The sequence below is a fragment of the Streptomyces sp. H39-S7 genome, from assembly GCF_027158205.1.
In the GTDB taxonomy this organism is placed as follows: Bacteria; Actinomycetota; Actinomycetes; order Streptomycetales; family Streptomycetaceae; genus Actinacidiphila.
In genome coordinates, this window is record NZ_JAPVLU010000006.1 from 40,148 (window position 1) to 57,544 (window position 17,397).

A 17,397-nucleotide genomic window follows, 5' to 3' on the forward strand; every position below is an offset into this window, starting at 1 on the left:
GTCCCGGTGGGACCAACCCGCCGGAACAGCTTCGGTGGGGACCGACCGCCGGTAACAAGCAGACACACGTGACCCGGTTTCCGCGGCATCCCGCCAGCCGCCTCGGCGGCGGGATGCCGCGTTGCCCATGGTCGCGTGGGTGGTGTACACGGCGATGGCTCTGGGTCAGCTCGTCTCCTTCGGACGGATGCCCGGGATTCTGACCGCGTACGGTCCGGCGAACGGCGCAGGCGCGACCACGCTCGCGGTGGTTCTGATCGCTGGCGAGCTGGTGCGCGGCGTGTGGTTCCTGGCCCGCCCGCGATCGACAGCGCGCACCCCGGTGTGCATCTACACGGCCGCCTCAGTGACGTGGACCGCAATGGCCGTACAGGCGTACGCCCGCGGTCTTGCGGTCGTGAACTGTGGCTGCTTCGGGGGCCACCTGTCCCAGCCGTTGCCCTGGATCGTGCTGGTCCAGGACGCGCTGACCATCCAGCGAGGACGGCGGCGACGGCCGGATCCAGTCGTAGCCTGCGGGGTTCGTGGTCTCCGGGGCCGGATTTCACGGTCTCAGGGACAGTGAGCGCCGTCCCAGGAGCTCGGCCAGGCCGCGGCGGGTGGCAGCCAGGACCACGCGGTCCTGGGCTTGCAAGGTGTAGCCGTCGGGCAGCTCCCATACGAGGTCGGCCGGGCGGTCGGCCGGCTGATACCCGGTGGATCGCGCGGTGGCCAGATCCGGGGTGCGATGGTCCGGGGCGGAGGTGTCCAGGGCCAGGACGCGCCAGGAGCCGGGCCGGAACGCCTCGGCGACGGTGCGGCCTTCCAGTTCCCGGTGGCCCCCCACCTCGACCGCCGCGAAGAGCAGCACCTTCCGCTCGACAGGTATGGCACCCAGAATCTGGCGGCCCATCATGGCGCCGCCGAAGGCTGGTGCGGCCAGGTGGGAGACGCTGCGACTACGGGTGACGGCGTCCGGGTGGGCGGCGCGCAGGGTGCGGTAGACGGCGGTCGCGAAGTCGTCGTCGTACAGCCGCATCGACACCCGTACGTCGGGCTTGACCGAACGGGCGTAGAGGGCGGCCTCCAGGTTGGTGGTGTCGGAGCTGGTCAGGGCGAGCAGGGCGTGCGCCCGGTGGATCCGGGCGGCCTCCAGTACGCCTTCCTGCGCGACATCTCCAAGGACGACCGGAACGTGCAGACGGCGGGCCAGCGTGAGCCCTCGCGCCTGGGGATCGTTCTCCACGCAGACGACGGGGATGCCCAGTTCGAGCAGTCGCGCCAGTACCCGGGCTCCGACCTTGCCCAGCCCCAGGAGGACGACATGGCCGGACAGGCCGCGCGGCGGGCGGCGCAGGGCGGAGGCACTGCGGAAGGCGCCGAGTGCCTCCAGGACCCCGGCGACCAGGACCGGCAGGAGCAGCAGACCGATGAGCCCGGTGAACAGCTGGATCACCTTGCGGCTGGCCGGTTCGGCGACCGCCGGGTCGTCGATGGCGAACAGGTCGAGGAGGGTGAGATAGCCGGCGTGCAGCGGGCTGCCGCCGGTGGCGAGCCAGGACGACACGGCAAGGCCGAGCGCGGCTGCTCCGATACCGGTGACGGACCACAGGAGCCGACGGGAGAAGAGCGACCCGAGCGGGACGCCGGGGGCTCGCCAACGGCGCGCTGGTGATGAGGTTGATGCTGGGGCGATGGCTTCCAGGACAACGGTTCCCCGCCCGGTGGCCGCTGCCACTGTGCGTGCGTCGGGCAGCAGTTGCGGGCCGACGGTTCCGCTGCCGTCCGAACCCTCGCTGCCCGCTGGGTCGTTGACGGTGGAGGACAGCAGGGCCAGGGTGCACAGCCCCTCGTCGGCGACCTGGCCCCGGCCCGGCGGGGTGCGTTCGACGGCCCGCAACAGCAGGCCGTCGGCCTGTACGACCTTGCTGGTACCGGCGATGGCCGAGGCGGCCAGCGCCGGGGCCGCGGTGTCCGCATCCGACAGCACGGTGGTGGATGCGTCGAGGACCAGCGGATCGATCCCGGGATCGGCGACTGCCGCCGCCTGGTCGAGAAGAGCCTCCAGGTGCTGGCCCAACTTGCGGTTGTAGAGCCGGATCACCAGCCGCAGACGGGGGTTGAGACGCCGGGCCGTCAACGCCGCCCGGATGTTGATCTCGTCGTCGTCGTACACCAGCGCCAGCGCCTCCGCCCGCTCCACCCCGGCTTCCCGCAACACCTCTTCATCAGGCTCGTCCGCCTCCAACAGGGGAACGTCCACGGCCGGTTCGTCGGAGACGACAGCGGTGCGCGCCACAGCGGGTGTCATACGGCCGAGGAGTGCGGAGGTCCGGCGGCCGCGTGGGCCCGGCGACGCCGGCCGCCGGGCACCGTGCCCGGTCCTCTGCGGCACGACGAGAGTCACCGGCTCCCCGTAGAGCTGACGCAGTTCGGCCGCGAGCCGGTGCGCGAGTGCGTCGTCGCCGCAGACGATCATGTGGGCGACGGGGCCGGGACGTTGGACCTGCTGAGGAAGTGACACCACGCCCCTAGACTCCCGCACCCCGTCGCCTGGCTTCGCCCGGGGTCCGGTACTCGGGAAAGCCTGCGGTGCGTGGACGGTCCGGGGGGGAAGAGTCTCAGCCACGACGCGGCCCGGCCGGGCGCTGGATGCACCCAGACGGCCCTGCCACCGGTCAGGCCAGTGACTCCGACTTGCTCTCCACGTCCTCGATCCCGGTGGGCCGCCCGGCCCGGACCCAGCGTGCGTACAGCCCGCCGGCGATGAGCAGAGTGGCCGCAAGGGACAGCAGCGGCCAGCCGCGCAACAGGTTCACGGCGAGAGTGAAGGCGACAGCAGCCGCGGCCAGGGCGTTGACCCAGGCCAGTGCCGGCTTCTTCTCGGTGCGGGCGAAGCTGGTCATGGCGAGCAGGCCGACCAGGAAGCTGACGAAGACCGCGACCGCATAGAAGAGCACGAGTTTCTGCTCCTGGCCGGCCGCCGCGACGATGATCACGGCAGCGGCGGCCAGGTAGGCGACCACCGACCAGTACGGGGTGTGGTGCTTGTTCGTACGTCCCAGGACCGGCGGCAGCACGCCCGGCGCGCCCGCCGTGCCCGCCAGGGCCTTCAGCAGACCGGGTCCGGCCTGGAAGGACGAGCTGGCAGCCGCCAGCAGCAACAGCGAACTGGTCAGCTGGAACGCCCCATACAGCCAGCCGGGGCCGGCCGCCGCGTGCGCGATGTCGGCGATCTGGGTGGAGTCGGCGTCCGGGATACCGACGTGCAGACGTACGGCAAGAGCGGTCAGCGCGATCGTCAGCCCGCCGACGATCACCACGAGCAGGGCGAGAGTGCCCCGGCCGAAGCGGCGCCGGTGGTTGTCATCCAGCTGGCCGAGCTGGGCGATCGCGGTCGACGGCGCCTCGACGCCGGTGGCCAGGGCCATCGCGACGGGGAAGGCGAGTACCACCGCGAGCACCGCCGACCGGCCCGGGTCGGTGCTGGTCGCGGCGTGCCCCGTCTGGTGCGGGGAGACGAAGCCGAGCACGAGCACGACGACGGAGACCACGACGAACAGCACGGTCATCACCGCGAACAGCAGCCGGCCGCCGTGCCCGAACCAGGTCAGCCCGGCCACCAGCACCAGCAGCCCGAGGGCCAACGGGACTCGGGCTCCCGCCAGTTCGGGGACCAGGGCGATCACCGCGCTGGACGCCGCCGAGATCGAGATGCCGATGGTCAGGACGAAGTCCACCACCAGCGCGCCGATGGGCAGGAAGGTCCAGCGGGGCCCGAAGGCCCGCCCGGCCGCAGCCGCCGCTCCCCCGCCCTTGGGGAAACGGCGTACCAGCTGCCAGTAGTTGGCGGTCACCACCACGACCAGGCCCACCACCAGCGACATGGTCGGCAACAGCAGCGCCAGATCGCCGTCCAGGGCCCGCAGAGCCGCCTCGATGGCGTACGCGACGGATGACACCGGGTCGGCGATGACCGCGAAGGCGAACGCGAAGAAGAGGACCGAGCGGCGCGGGCCACAGGAAGCGCCGAGGGGCGCGCCGGCAGGGCGAACCTGCCCACGGAGAGACATGCGAGAGCCTTTCATGACAGACCAAATGCGGAACGCACAAACGCGCAACGCATTGCCGACCAGGCTTCCCGGCACACCAGATCAGAGCCTACGTCAGGAAATCGCTAGGGACCGTCAGGAAATCGTCAAGAATCCCGCACCGCCGGACTGCGCCATACTGGTCAAGGAGAAGCGAAAGAGCACCGATGATCACCGTGCGGCGCCAGTCGCCGGCCCGGCCCGGCCGCGATGTCCACGCCGACGATGAGGGTCCTGGCGGCGAACGGCAGCCCGGACAAAGTAGGGGCGCGTGGCCGACAGGGCGCTTCATGCCGGGCGAACCCCCTCCCTTTCCCTACGACAGGCGGGCAGTCGCTCCGGCGTCGGCACTTTCCCGCTACACGAAGCGCAAGACGGCCGGTTGACCGTTTTTGTTGCTGCGCCGACCGCCGACTTCCATCAACCTTTGGACTATGCAAAGGTTGTCTTGCAAAGCATTCTGGTCCCCGAATTCCCCGCCGGAGCAGACCCCGCATGCCCGAAAGGCAGGCTGTGACTCCCCAACCCGACGCACCGCACCGCCCCCACCCGCCGACCGGCTGGCGACGCACAGTGGCTCGGCTTCCGGTCCACCTCTACCGGCTGGGCCTCGGGCCGCTCTTCGGCAAACGGATGCTGCTGCTCATCCACACCGGACGCACCTCCGGCCGGGCCCGCAACGTGGTCATCGAAGTGGTGGCGTACGACGCCCAGCAGCACACCTGGACCGTTGCCTCCGGCTTCGGCCCGAAGGCCCAGTGGTACCGGAACCTTCGTCACACCCCACAGGCCACCATCCAGGTCGGCCGCTGCTTCCATGCCGTGACCGCCCACTTCCTGAGCGAGGAAGAAGGCGGCCGGGTCATGGCCGTCTACGCCCCCAAGCACCCCAGGGCCGCCCGCCTACTCTGCTCCTACATGGGCTTCGAGACGAACGGCAGCGCCGACAGTTACCGGGCCGCGGGCGGGCACATCCCCTTCGTGCGCTTGGAGGAATCCATGCCCGCTGGGCGGGGACCAGCACGGGATACAGAGCGCGCAGAGCGCTCTGACGGGTGAACCAGCCGCTGGCCTTGACTCAAGGCCGTGACTCTGTTGGTAATCTTCGCGTGCCCCTACGCGATGCCGAGGGCGGTGCAGAGGGCCCGGAAGCAGGTGGCTCGGCGGCGGGCCCGTGGTGTGTCGCTGATCCAGTCGGCGACACGGGTGATGTTGCAGGCCATGCCGGTGAAGACATGCTGTACGTGGGTCTTGGCCAGGCCGCGGTAGCGGGACCGGCGCGGGCCATGGACTCGGACGTTCTGGGAGAGCGTGGCTTCGATGCCGGCCCGGATCGCTTACCACCGTTGCCAGTCCTCGGTCTGCTGGTCGAGCCGGTTTCTGGTCTGGATCTCGTGGAGCGGGCGGGGCAGGAAGGAGATCGCCCGAGGGCGGCTGGCCGAGGATGTGCACGTGGTGCGGTCGGGGCATACCCGCCAGTCCGCCTCGGCGAACCGGGCCTGGAGGTAGTCGTGCCCGCTGATCCTCAAGGGTCCCCAGTACCGCGACCTCGTCGTTATCGGGAGCGGTGATCCGGATGCTCCCTTCGGTGACGAGCCGCTCGACCAACTCCTGCGCCTTCGCCCGCCGGGCCCGCGCGACGGGCCGCTCGCTGTGGGGCGCCCGTGGCTTGGCGGGCACCGCCAGCTCCCTCCCGCCGGCGACCGCAGAGTCATCGTCGATCATCAGAAACCTACGATCCCGCAAAGATCCACCGAGCACCAGTCACCCGACATCAAGGTTCCAGCACCCTCGTCGACAACGGGGACCCGCCGAGCCCGCATTGGCGTATAGAGCCGAAAGGCGTCCCGTCAGCACCGGGAATCCTCTGGGACTTTCCTGGGACTTCCGACCCCATCAACCGGCACGAACGTGAAACAGCTGAAAGGTCATTCACGCAGGTCAGCTGGCATCAGCCCCTCATCGCGGCAGGTCACCGTGTTCGCAGGTCCCTTCCGCGACATCTGAGGGCCGTATTGCCGCACCCCTTTTGAACTGGACGAATTCAGATCAGCAAGGGGGGCGGCGGCATCTGTGGGACTTCCCTGGGACTTCGGGCGGGAGTCAGGCGCTACGAGCCGCAGGCCTGGTTCGACGCCGGGGCCTCGCGAAGATCGTGTCGGTGTGGTAGTGCCCCGTGCGCCTGCGCGAGGAAGGAGGGGGAAGGAGTGCTTAAGCAACGTGAATTCCGGGCCTGACTGGGCCGGTTATTGGGCCAGGGAGACGACCGGTTCTCCCGCCTCCAACTCCTCGGAGGCATGGAATTTCCGCTGGGCGTGACAACCGTGCTCACGGGACGGCTCCCATAGACGGGACCCGACCGGGGTGCTCTCCTCCAGCGGAGCAATCACGCCGGAAGGGGCCTGCCTGTCCTACGTCAGAGCCGTCCCCAAGCACCGGAAGGTCCATGGCCCCCGCATCAACCAACTCATCGGTCAGGCTCCACCCGAATCATGGAAGCAACTCTCGTGCGGGGACGTCACCAGAGACCCGCGGATCTAAGGCTGGGCCGCGGACAGGTTGTCAAGCTGTCTGGAAATTCGACGCTGCCGACCCACCCGCCAGCGGTGGATTCCGGTCCGCCGGAGAACCATCAAGGGTGCTTCCAGAGCCCGAAGAACAAGCCTGGGGGGATGTCTGCAGCAAAACAACTAGCTGCCTGAATATCTCCGGCTTCCGCTGCCGTTTTACTAGCCAAGTTTACAGACGTAGCGAATGTGACATTCGTAGGATGAGGTGCCGCCCGAAGAGCAGCCGTCGTTGGACAACTGTTGTGCACGAGCACTGCCGTATTTCCGGCGACCACACAGTACGTGTGCTATGCGACCCCCTCACCTGCTCCACCTCGTCAACGACCCCGACTTCGACCGGACCGCGCACAGCAGCAGATCGAACGCCTCGGCGGCTGCACCGAGCCCGTCCGTCTGAGCGGCCAGAGCGCCACCGTCGACAACGTCCGCACCCACCCCCGCGTCTTCGCCACCCTCACCGCCCCCTACTGCGGAACCGACCACAACCGCCCCGACACCCGGCCCTGCCGCTGCGGCACCCGCCGCTCACCCACAGACGCGCTGCGCGTCGTTCCGGGTGTCCTTCGCGAAGGTTGCCGAGTACCAGAAGCATGGCCTGGTCCACTTCCACGCTGTGATCCGCCTCGACGGCCAGGACGGCAACACCCAGCCCCCACCGTCCTACGCCACCGCCGCCGTACTCACCGCCGCCATCCGCTCCGCCGCACCACGCACCCGCATCACGGTCACCTGGACGCGATCGGGGAACGCGAACTCTCCTGGGGCCAGCAACTCGACGTCACCGAGATCGCCGCCTTCGGCACCGACAGCGAACTCACCGACCAAGCCGTGGCCGCCTACGTGGCCAAGTACGCCACGAAGTCCGCCGACGCCTCCGGCACCCTCGACCGCGCCCTGTACTGCCGCCCCGGCCAGGGACGCGGAGCCACCCTCCTGCCCCATGGGACCCGCTTACGTGCACTGCCTGCAAAGGCACCGGACAGGCCCGGCCACTGCCCCCGCCTCGCCGTCGCCCGCCACGTCAGGCAGATGATCCGCACCTGCTGGGAGCTGGGCAAGCTGCCCGAGTTCTCCGACCTTGAGCTCTGGAAGTGGGCGCACATGCCCGGCTTCCGGGGCCACTTCTCCACCAAGTCCCGCCGCTACTCCGTCACGCTCGGCGCGCTGCGCGACGCGCGTCGCGCCTGGCGCACCGAACAGGCCCGCACCCACGCCGGCCTCCCTGAACGCGATGCGGACACGACTCTCGTCGTCGGCCACTGGGACTACCTCGGCTCGGGCTACAGCCCCGGTGCGAGCCTCCTCGCCGCCCACGTCTGGCACCGCAGGGCCCGGGAACGGCAGTTCGCGGCCGAAGGAGGCAGTCGATGGCCTCGCTCCCGCCGACCGTCCTCCGCACGGAGACGGCCCCGGTTCTGGATCTGCTGACGGTGCCCCAGGCCATGGCCCGCCTCCAGCTCGGCCGCTCCGCGTCTACGACCTGCTCCGCACCCGCCAACTCGCCTCGATCACCCTCGGCCGCGCCCGCCGCATCCCCACCCACGCCCTCGCCGACTTCGCCCACACCCGCCTCGAACAGGAAGCCGCCTGATGACCACACCCCGCGACACCCCCGCCTCCCGCCGCGTCCGCGCCAACGGAGACGGCACCATCTACCAGCACAAGGACAGCCGCTGGGAAGCCGCCGGATACGTCCTGGCCCCCGGCAACACCCGCAAGGAAGCCCTCGCCAAGCTCACCGAAAAGATCGCCGCCAGCAACCGCGGCCTCCCCGCCCCCTCCGCGCAGGGCGGCCTGGCCGCGTATCTGACGTATTGGCTTCAGAACGTCGCCGTCCACCAGCTCCGCGAGAACACCCACACCCGCTACACCGCCGTCGCCCGGCTCTATCTCATCCCCGGACCGGGGAAGAAGAAGCTCGCAAAGCTCACGGCCAAGGATGTCTGTACCTGACTCAACCAGCTCCGCACCACCTGCCAGTGCTGCGCGCGCGGCCTCGACATCGCTCGAGATCAGCCCCTGTGCTGCGCGGTCGGGAAGTGCTGCTCCAAGCGGCTCTCGCCGCTGACCTTGGCCTACGTGCACTCCGTGCTCAAGTCGGCTCTGGAGCACGCGGTACGCGAAGAGGAAATCCCACGCAACGTCGCCCGCAACGTCCGCACCGGCACACCCCGACCTCGCCGCCGCGAACCCCTCACCGCCAAGGAAGCGCGCGAGTTCATGACCGCCTCCAGCGGCCACCGGTTGCAGGCGCTGTTCGAACTCGCCCTGCACACGGGGCTCCGGAAGGGCGAACTCCTCGGCCTGCGCTGGGAAGACCTCGACCTCGTCGGCGGAACGGCCAGCATCCGACGCACCCTCCAGCGCACCAACTCCAGCGGCTTGACGGCCCTCCCCACCAAGACCCAGAGCTCCGAAGGGCGCATCGCTCTGCCGACGCCGTGCCTGCACTCACTCGAACAACACCGCAGCCGACAACTCCAGGAACGCGAAGCGGCGAGCAAGCACTGGCAGGACAGCGGCTACGTGTTCACGCGGCGCAAGGGCGCCCCGATCGAAGGCGCCACCCTCACCCGGCACTTCAACGCTCTGCTCCACCACGCCAGAAACGGCCGCATCCGGTTTCATGACCTCCCCCACTCGGCGGCGACCCTCCTCCTGGAGCAAGGTGTCGAACTCGTCGTGATCAAGGAGCTGTTGGGGCATGCCCACATCGGCGTTACCGCCACCGTGTACGCCCACGTACGACTTCGCCTCCAGCGCGACGCCATTGATTTCCTCGGCAACGCCCTCCGCGACCCCGCCGAGCCCACCACACGACCCGGCGACGGCGACGAACAACCCCTTTGCGCAGCGCCCGTCCGCTGACGTTGCCGACAGGTACTGCCGTCAGAAGCCCCTGGAGCCCCACCGGACATTATGTCCGGTGGGGCTCCAGGGAGCGAATGGCCAGCCCAAGGAAGCCGACTAAGCGCGGAATTCGAAGAGCGATGGTGAATCGAAATCGCACTCTGCTTCACGCCACGCCGGCTTTGCTGAAATGACGAAACTCCGCATATCCCCTTCGAGTAGATAGGTCCCGCCGGGTTTCAATCCAGGCGGGAGATTCCCGGATACGCTCGAAGCCTCCCCCGGGTCGGCTTCTGCGATTTTAACACCGCGATAAACTGACCTCGTAGACATGAATTCAACATGTCCGAAATAGATCTCGACCCGCGTCACCGTTCGAGCAATTCGGTCGGGATTGCTGCGCAGGATCAGCTGTCGATGCGACGCACTGAAGCTCCACACTTCGAACTTCCTGCCGGATTCATACAGTAGTTTCATTTGATCCCCGCCGCCGCTCGTATAGCAGCAAAGTCAGGCACGTGCATCGTCGCTGGCATACCATTCCAGTACCAGTTGATCGAGTCCCAGCTTCGATTGCCCAACACTACATTTCTGCCGATGACACTCATCTCCCAGGATGTTCCGTAACTCGACTCCGTCGCCATCTTCATCCCGCCCTGAACTCCTCGAGTATAGGCGTTAGCGAACGCTTCGGCAGGAGTCGCCCCGGGGAGTCCGTCAAGCGACACCGTTAGCCGAGTGTTTGAGTTACGCACCGCTTCTTGAACCCCGTTCATCCACCCAGGAAGGCCATTCTCTGAAACATCGCCATAGTTTCCGTCATTGAATGTGTGGGCGCTTGAATCTCCAGCCGCCCGCCGTGAGGATGCCAGAGCATTTGAATGATCTCCAACTCCCAATACGACGCTATCCTGGCAGGTGTTATGCACCAGGACCGGCGTCTGGCCAGCGAGTACATAGTACGTGTGGAGTTCGGCGACGGTGAGGTTGTAGCGGTTGGCGGCACCGGGGGTGATGTGGAGGGTCAGGACCGTAACGTGCTGGTCCTCGTCGGTGTTCAGGGCGTGGCCGGGCTGGAGTTTCCCGGCGGGGACCCAAGTGTGGGTGGTGTCATCCCAGAAGGGGTGTTTGGAGGTGGTGTGGAGAGTGGCCGGCTTGCCGTCCTCGCCCCGGACGGTGACATCGAGGAGGTCGGTGTCGTAGTTGATGATGGTGGCGGTGACGGTGTGAGGGCCGGCGTGCTTGCCGGTGTCGGGGTCGGCGGCTTCGACCTTGTCCCCGACCGTGATGTCACCGATGGGTTTGGTCTGGCCTTGATCCATCAGGACCGGGGTGTCAGGGGAGAAACTACAGCGCGTGGCTTCGGTGGCGGCGGGCTTGTCCTGTGTCCCGGTTCCTGGTGCGCTCGATTCGTCGGCATTTTTTGGTGCCTTGGGAGCAGGATCCGCACTGGGAGTGGTATCCGACGGAGTCTTACTGCTGACGAGGTCCTCGGCAGTTTTCTCAGCAGTTTTGGCTTCCTTGGCCACCCTCGCAGCCTTGAATGCCTTGTACCCGAATTTGAGTACCTTGGCGAGCCCCAAGCCATCGATGGCCAACGACACTATCGTTCCGGAGACATTGCCGGTCTTGTAGCCGAGACTCTTGTCGATGCCGAGGAGGCTCCCGAATGGGTGGCTGTAGTCCTTCGCGACGTAGGGAGGCGGCGGTGCCATCGGGCTGGCCACCGTGGCGAAGGCGTTGTTGAAGTACCCGACCCCGTTGGCTGCCGCGCTGTACAAGGGGCCGACGAAGGAATCCAGCGCCCCGATGGCACCTCTACCCACGCTCTCCAAGGTGACGTTGCCGCCGGGATCGCCGCCGCTGGAACCGGATCCACCGCCACCGCCACCGCCGCCGTCCCGGAGCCACATGAGGCCGGTGGGGTCGCTGCCGTTGACGGGGTCGTTGCCGGCGTAGGTGTAGCCGCCCATCTGGTTGGGGTCGCCGGCTTCGAAGATGGGGTCGACCGTGAGGAAGCGGCCCAGGACGGGGTCGTAGTTGCGGGCGCCCAGGAGGTTGAGTCCGGTGGTGGTGTCGGCGGGTTGGCCGAGGTACCCGTGGTTGTCCGCCCAGCCGGTGGGGGCGGTTCCGCGGGGGGCTCCGTAGGGGTCGTAGGCGCGGCGGGTGACGGCCAAGGTGGTGCGGTTGACCTGGAGTTGTGCGGTGTGTTGGGGGTTGGCCGGCTGGTAGGTGAGGGTGCCGGTGGAGGAGCGGGTGATGGTGGTGCCGTCGGGGTGGGAGTAGTACCGCAGCCCGGAGACGGTCTGTTTGGCGGTGTCCAAGGTGAGCTGTTCGGCGCCGCCGAACAGGTAAAGGATGTTGCTGCCCGGACCTTTTTGTACCAGCAGGCCGCCGTCGGCGTCGTACAGGTAGCTGGAAGCGACGGTGCCGGAGCCGGCCTTGGGGGTGACGCTTTGGGTGCGTCCCTCGGCGTCGTAGGTGAAGGTCTGCGTCGTGGCGGCGGCGGTGCCGACCTTGGTGTCGCGGCTCTTGGTGTTGCCGGCGGCGTCGTAGCGCGGGGTCAGCGTGGTGGTGCCGGTCGCGTCAGTGGTCGTCACGCTGATCGCGGTGTTGGGCTGCGTCGCGGCGGTAGTGCCGTTTCCGGGGTAGCTGCTGCTCTGCGTGGTGTTCTTCAGCGCGTTGCCGGTGATGTCGTGCTTGACCTGCTGAGTACGGTCGCCGAGCAGGTTGTATGTGAACGACTGCCAGTACGAGGCCGGACCGCCGATGGTGCCAGGGGTGGGGGTACTGGTGGTGCAGTGGGACAGCTGTCCGGTGGTGGGGGTGCTGGTGCCCTTGGTGTCGGTCCAGGCTTCGGAGAGGCGGTTGATCCCGTCGTAGGAGAAGCATTGTGTGTCGGTTCCGGTGATGGCGGTGCCGTTGGACTGGGTGTCGGAGACCGCTTTAAGGTTGCCGGCCTGGTCGTAGCCGTAGGTGGTGGCGTCGATCGGCCCGAACTCGTTGGGCTGCAAACTCACCGTGTTGGTGGCCAGGCGGCCGGTGGCGTCGTCGTAGGTCTGCGCGGTGCGCAGTTGCTTGCCGTACACGCCGTAGGTGGACTGCTGGATCTGCCCGAGGGGGCTGTACAAGGCGGTGTCGAGGTAGGGGTTGTCGTCCGACCCGGTTTCCAGCAGCAGCCCTTGCAGGTCGTAGCCGTAGCCGACCGACTCCGTCGGCAGACCACCGTCCGGGCCATAGTCGGTGGACGCCAGAAGCCCGACCCGCGGGGTGTACTTAGCGGCCATCGTGTAGGTGTTGGCGAGTTTCCCCTCGGCCGGGGGAATGACGACGGTGGTGCCGGTGGGCTGGTACGCGGTGGTGTAGCCGGTGATGCTCTTGACGTACGCGCTACCGCTGGTGGTGGAGCCGCCGACGTAGCGGGTGGACGAGACGGGCAGGCCCTTGGCCAGGGTGTCGTAGCTCCAGCCCGCCAATTGCTTGGTCGCATCGGTGGTACTGGTGCCCGCGTACTCGCCGGTTTTGCGGCCGAGGATGTCGTAGGTGTAGGAGAGGGTCTGCTGGCGGGCGTCGGTGGTCTGGGTCAGCCGGCCGAGAGCGTCGTAGCCAGAGGTACTAGTGCCGGAGTCGGGGTCGGTCTGCGAGATCTTCTGGCCCTGCAGGTTGTACTGGTAGGTCCAGGTATTGCCGATAGTGTCGGCGATCGAGGCGGTCTGCCCGGCCGGGGTGTAGGTGTAGCGGGTCGTGATGTCGGCCGCAGCTGCCTTGCCGGCAGTGCCGGTGCTCCACCGGCTGTTGCCCGCGGCGTTGTACATCTGCACGCTGGCGTCGTCGCGGACCATCGCGTAGCCGCCAGTGGTGCCCGCGGTGCCGCCGGTGGAGGTCCACAACACCGTGCCGGTGGTGCTGGTGACCACCAGGCTGCCGTCGGTGCGCACGGTGGCGCTGGCGCCGGGTTTACCGGAGGTGCCCGACGCCCACAGCACCGCGCCGCTGGTGATGCCGGTCAGGACCAGGTTCCCGTCGGCCTGCATCGTCAGCCGCACACTGTTGGACGCCACCGTGCTACCCGAGGCGATGACCGTGCCCGCGGGCAGGGTCCTGTCCGGGGTGGTGTCCTTGACCCGGCTCGCGGTGGTCTGGCCCTTGGCGTCGATGAACGTCGCGGTGGCCTGCCCGCCCTTGGGCGGGATGGTGTCGGTCTCGTCCGCGCCGGGGTAGCTGGTGGTGGACTGCCACTGCAGCGAGGCGCGCGACCACAATTGCTTGGCCGTCGGGCGACCCAGCCCGTCGTAAACCGTTTTGGTCTGCGAGGGGACGGTGTTCTCGAACTCCGCGAACATCGTGGTCGACGGCGCGGTGTTGGGGTCCGAATAGGTCGCGATGGTGGAAACCGGCCAGCCATGGCTGTCATACGAGCTGGACTTGATCAACCGACCGGCCGAGTCATCCGCAGTCGTGGACTGCTGCTGGCGCACCTGCAGCATCCCGTCGTACAACGTCACCGCAGTGCTGTAACTGCCGTTCTCACGCAACGTCCGCGTCGTGACCGCGGACGGGTCCGGGCTGGTACCCGCACCGTGAATGGCGTACAGGAACGTCTTGTCAGGACTGTCGGAATTGGCGGTCTTGTCACGACCCGGTAGCCAGACGGCGGTACGCCGACCCAGGGCGTCAAATGTGCTGTCGGTAACGCGGCCGTTGGCGTCCACGGCGTGGGTGACCAGTCCGCGGGTCGGAACCGCAGTGACCGTGGAGACCCAACCCAACGGGTTGGTGGTAGTGGTCGCTGTGGGCAGGACAGCTGTCGGCGGCGTGAACGTGGTCGTCGTGGCCGATCCGGCGCCGTCGAGTGATTTGACGATCCGTCCATAGCTGTCGTAGCTGAGGGCACCGGTGGTCTGGAAGATCGGGTTGCCGGATCCGTCATAGGACTTGATCGACTGCATGGCGGTCATGTAGCCGAGCGAGTGGACCTGCGGCGTCGCTCCGTCGGACGGCCAGGACTGGCCGAGTACGCCATACGTTCCAGGGTTGGTGACACTGCCGTCACCGTCGTAGAAGACCCGCTGGTCCGACAGCGTTTTGGTGGTTCCCGGGGCCGTCCCGCAGGGGCCGGCCACCGCGATGGTCTCGCTCGGGTAGACGAGCATCATCAAGTTGGTGGCCGGCGCGGGGGCATAGCTGATGGTGGTGCACGTCTCCTGCCGTGGGTCGGAGAGGTCCCCCTTGTCGTTGATCTGCTTCACTCGGCCGAGATCGTCATAGGTGGTGATCGCTTGTACGGTGCGCCACGTGCCGCTCGCCAGAAGCGACTGCCCGCGATTGCTGGCGGACTTCAAGCGGTGAGTGGTGAGAGCAGGTAGATCCGACAAGGTGTTCGGGGCAGGCTCTTTTGAGGTCCAGGCGGTGCGCGATCGGTTGGCGGTCTCGACCACCACCGGAGGATCGATGATGGATCGAGCGGTGACCGGTGCGCCGGCAGCGGTGGTGTCGACGTTCTCCGTCGCAGACGGTGCTCCGGCCAGCCAGTTGCTGTCGGTGGCACCGTTCACGGTGACGCTGCGGGTGGTCCCGTCTGCCTTGTAGTCACCGTCCATACCCTGCAGATATGTGGCCACGGACTTGGTGATCGGGTCCGGGCTGGCACCGCCCGTGGTGGTGACGGTCCGGTAGCCGCGGAAGTCGTTCCAGGTGCGGTACTGGTCGTCCGTCAGGTCGGAGTCGTCACGGTGCCACGCCGCACCGGCATAGGCGTAGTTGACGACCTTCGCCTTGGAGCCGGCTTTGGTCAGGTCGCTGTCGGTGACCTGGGACACCACGGTCTTGGTGAACCAATCGGAGATCGGTTCGGCCGCACCTGGCGGGTACCAGTACACGGGGAAGCAGGCTTTGGTGTTGCTGTCGGGCGAGGATGGCATGCTGTGGTTGACGCGGGAGCACTCTGCGGATCTGTACGTGACGGCGATGGACTCACCGGTCTCGGTCCGGATGCTGGAGATGCGCGGGTGATACAGCGGAGGCGCGGCCGGGGTCAGCCCGTCGACCCGGTTGTCGGTCTCGATACCTGTGAACGTCACCGGGTCCAGGGTGATCTGGTCGGCGCCGCCGGCGGTGGTGTCGCGGCCGGTGTGCTGGATCGACGACAGCCACATGACTGCTTGCACCGCGCCGTCGGATGTGTCCCCCTCCGCACCGGTGACCGGGTCGATGACCCCGCCCGCGTCGGAGAAGACGTGGGTGAGGGCGTAGGAGTCGACGTCCTGGAAGCCGGTACCCACCTTCACCTGGGTAGTGATCGTCTTCAGGCGGTAGGTGGACCAGAAGGTCGGCGATCCGACGTGGCAGACGTCATCGCCTTCACCGGAGGTCTTGTAGCTTGAGGGGCAGTTCAGGTCATACGGGGAGTCAGGCCAGTTGGAGGACGTGGTCTTCGACAGGTTGTCGAGAGTGCAGACCGTGTCGGAGGTCGTGCAGCGCTGTGAGGTGTCGAAGTTGACCCGGGCGGCGGGATCCCGCCCGGCCACCGCGTCGGCCAGCTTGTAACCGTAGGAGATCCGCTTGAGGAAACCACCGCGCGTGTAGGAGGTCAGGGTGCCGCCGTCACCGGACGCCGCCACCTGGCCGAAGCCCATGTTGTAGTAGTTGGACTCGGTGGCGTAGTCGTAGCGCTGCACATTGCCGTGCGGGTCCACGACGAAGTCGAGGTTGAAGCGGTAGCCGACCGGCTTGTCGCACTGCGACGCTGCACCCTTGGCCGCGCTGTAGCAGGGATCACCGGACTTGGGGTGGTAAACCGGAACGCCCCAAGCGCTGCCCGTCGACGCATCCGCCGTCGTACCGGGTGCGTGGTTCTCACCGAAGTAGTAGGCCGTGCCGTCCGGCGTGGTAACCCGGTAGAACTCCCCGCTCCACAGGCCGTTCGCCGCGCCCGTCAATCTTTCGATCTTCGTACCGTCATCGGACTGCAGGTGGAGGACGCCGCTGCTGTCACGCACCAGCTCGCCGCTGCGTGACCCGAGGGACATCGTGGCGTTGTAACCACCCCAGCACTTGTCTCCCGAGTCCTTGATCCCGCTACTGCTGCACGCCTTGAAGGACCGCTCGATGAAACCTGGCTCGTACGACCACCCGTCACCGATCCAGGACGACTGGGAGTTACGGGCGGAGGTCTCACCGTCGATAGCCTGCGAGTTGTAGGACAGCGCCACCGACGGAGCGCTGCCGCTCAACGAGGCCGGCACTACAAGCGGATAGCCGTAAGTGAACCCCCCACTTGACGTCTGGGCCCATGCACCGGACGACGACAACGAGGTCGAGGTGTAATCTCCCTGCGAGCCGCCGGAACCCGAGACGGCCGCAACGGCCACCGTGGACTGGCTCGCAGCAGGAGCAGCCAAAACGGCTGTCGAGCGCAGTGTCACCGTGCTGGTCGCAGGCAGGTCAACAGCTGCGGTGAGCGTCTGGCCGGCCGCGTCGTTGACGGTCTCCAGGGGTTCTTGCACGAGACAAGCGGCAACCTGCGGGGTGGTCAGGACGCAGCCGGGCATGGTGACCAGGTGCAGGCGTGAGCCCCAACCGCCACCGTATGCCTGGGCGATCGCGGCATAGTCGAGGGACACCGTCACCCGCCCGGCCTCCGCGCGCGCGTCCGCCCGCCGAAGACCGACAAGGAGTCCGTCCACGTTCGCGGACAGCGCCTGCTTATGGTCGGCGACCCGCGCCTGCACGGAAGTGGGGGCGCTTACCTTGGCGGCTGTACGGGACAAGGGCGCTGCAGCCGTCGCGGGGGCAATCCATACCGGCGAGGAACCCGCTCGCACCGGGAACGCCTTCGCAACGACGCTCGGATCAGTGGTTCCCTTGGGCGATGCACCCTTGGCCGCCGTGCCGCCGGGCGTAGGGGA

General features: G+C 67.6%; 7 protein-coding genes and 3 pseudogenes. 5 read left to right on the forward strand and 5 right to left on the reverse strand.

What is annotated here, in order from left to right; translation table 11 throughout:
• Positions 1–127: 127 nt before the first annotated feature.
• A complete protein-coding gene (locus O3X23_RS43930) occupies positions 128–565 on the forward strand; it encodes a MauE/DoxX family redox-associated membrane protein (RefSeq protein ID WP_331283887.1) in 438 nt (145 codons plus the stop codon).
• Here the strand turns inward: O3X23_RS43930 and O3X23_RS07565 are convergent.
• Together O3X23_RS07565 and O3X23_RS07570 are read right to left on the reverse strand one after the other, a co-directional pair.
• Positions 545–2,458 carry an NAD-binding protein gene (locus O3X23_RS07565; RefSeq protein ID WP_269270560.1) on the reverse strand — a complete coding sequence of 638 codons (1,914 nt, stop codon included), beginning with the start codon at positions 2,456–2,458 and terminating at the stop codon, positions 545–547. The two genes, O3X23_RS43930 and O3X23_RS07565, sit on opposite strands and share 21 nt — an antisense overlap.
• 199 nt (positions 2,459–2,657) lie before the next feature.
• The gene (locus tag O3X23_RS07570) at positions 2,658–4,052 is read right to left on the reverse strand and encodes an amino acid permease (protein ID WP_269270417.1); all 1,395 of its coding nucleotides are present in this window, start codon (positions 4,050–4,052) and stop codon (positions 2,658–2,660) included.
• A 513-nt stretch (positions 4,053–4,565) separates the two neighbouring features.
• Here O3X23_RS07570 and O3X23_RS07575 point away from each other — a divergent pair.
• On the forward strand, positions 4,566–5,129 hold the full coding sequence (locus tag O3X23_RS07575) for a nitroreductase family deazaflavin-dependent oxidoreductase (RefSeq protein WP_269270418.1): 564 nt from the start codon (positions 4,566–4,568) through the stop codon (positions 5,127–5,129).
• 56 nt (positions 5,130–5,185) lie between these two features.
• Here O3X23_RS07575 and O3X23_RS07580 read toward each other — a convergent pair whose 3' ends face one another.
• Positions 5,186–5,404: a transposase gene (locus O3X23_RS07580; RefSeq protein ID WP_331283890.1), complete on the reverse strand. Its 219-nt coding sequence runs from the start codon at positions 5,402–5,404 to the stop codon at positions 5,186–5,188.
• Between the two features lie 3 nt (positions 5,405–5,407).
• Positions 5,408–5,599 (reverse strand): transposase, encoded by a 192-nt coding sequence (locus O3X23_RS07585; protein ID WP_269270419.1) that lies wholly within the window; start codon positions 5,597–5,599, stop codon positions 5,408–5,410.
• Between the two features lie 1,597 nt (positions 5,600–7,196).
• Here O3X23_RS07585 and O3X23_RS07595 point away from each other — a divergent pair.
• The 3 pseudogenes from O3X23_RS07595 (at position 7,197) to O3X23_RS07605 (ending at position 9,508) form a co-directional block, all read left to right on the forward strand.
• A pseudogene (locus O3X23_RS07595) lies at positions 7,197–8,068 on the forward strand (replication initiator).
• Positions 8,008–8,231 (forward strand): annotated as a pseudogene (locus O3X23_RS07600) (helix-turn-helix domain-containing protein). The pseudogenes O3X23_RS07595 and O3X23_RS07600 overlap by 61 nt, the downstream one beginning before the upstream one ends.
• A pseudogene (locus tag O3X23_RS07605) lies at positions 8,231–9,508 on the forward strand (tyrosine-type recombinase/integrase). The pseudogenes O3X23_RS07600 and O3X23_RS07605 overlap by 1 nt, the downstream one beginning before the upstream one ends.
• 455 nt (positions 9,509–9,963) lie before the next feature.
• Here the strand turns inward: O3X23_RS07605 and O3X23_RS07610 are convergent.
• Complete coding sequence (locus O3X23_RS07610; protein WP_269270422.1) at positions 9,964–17,259, reverse strand: polymorphic toxin-type HINT domain-containing protein; 7,296 nt, start codon at positions 17,257–17,259, stop codon at positions 9,964–9,966.
• Between the last annotated feature and the right edge of the window lie 138 nt (positions 17,260–17,397).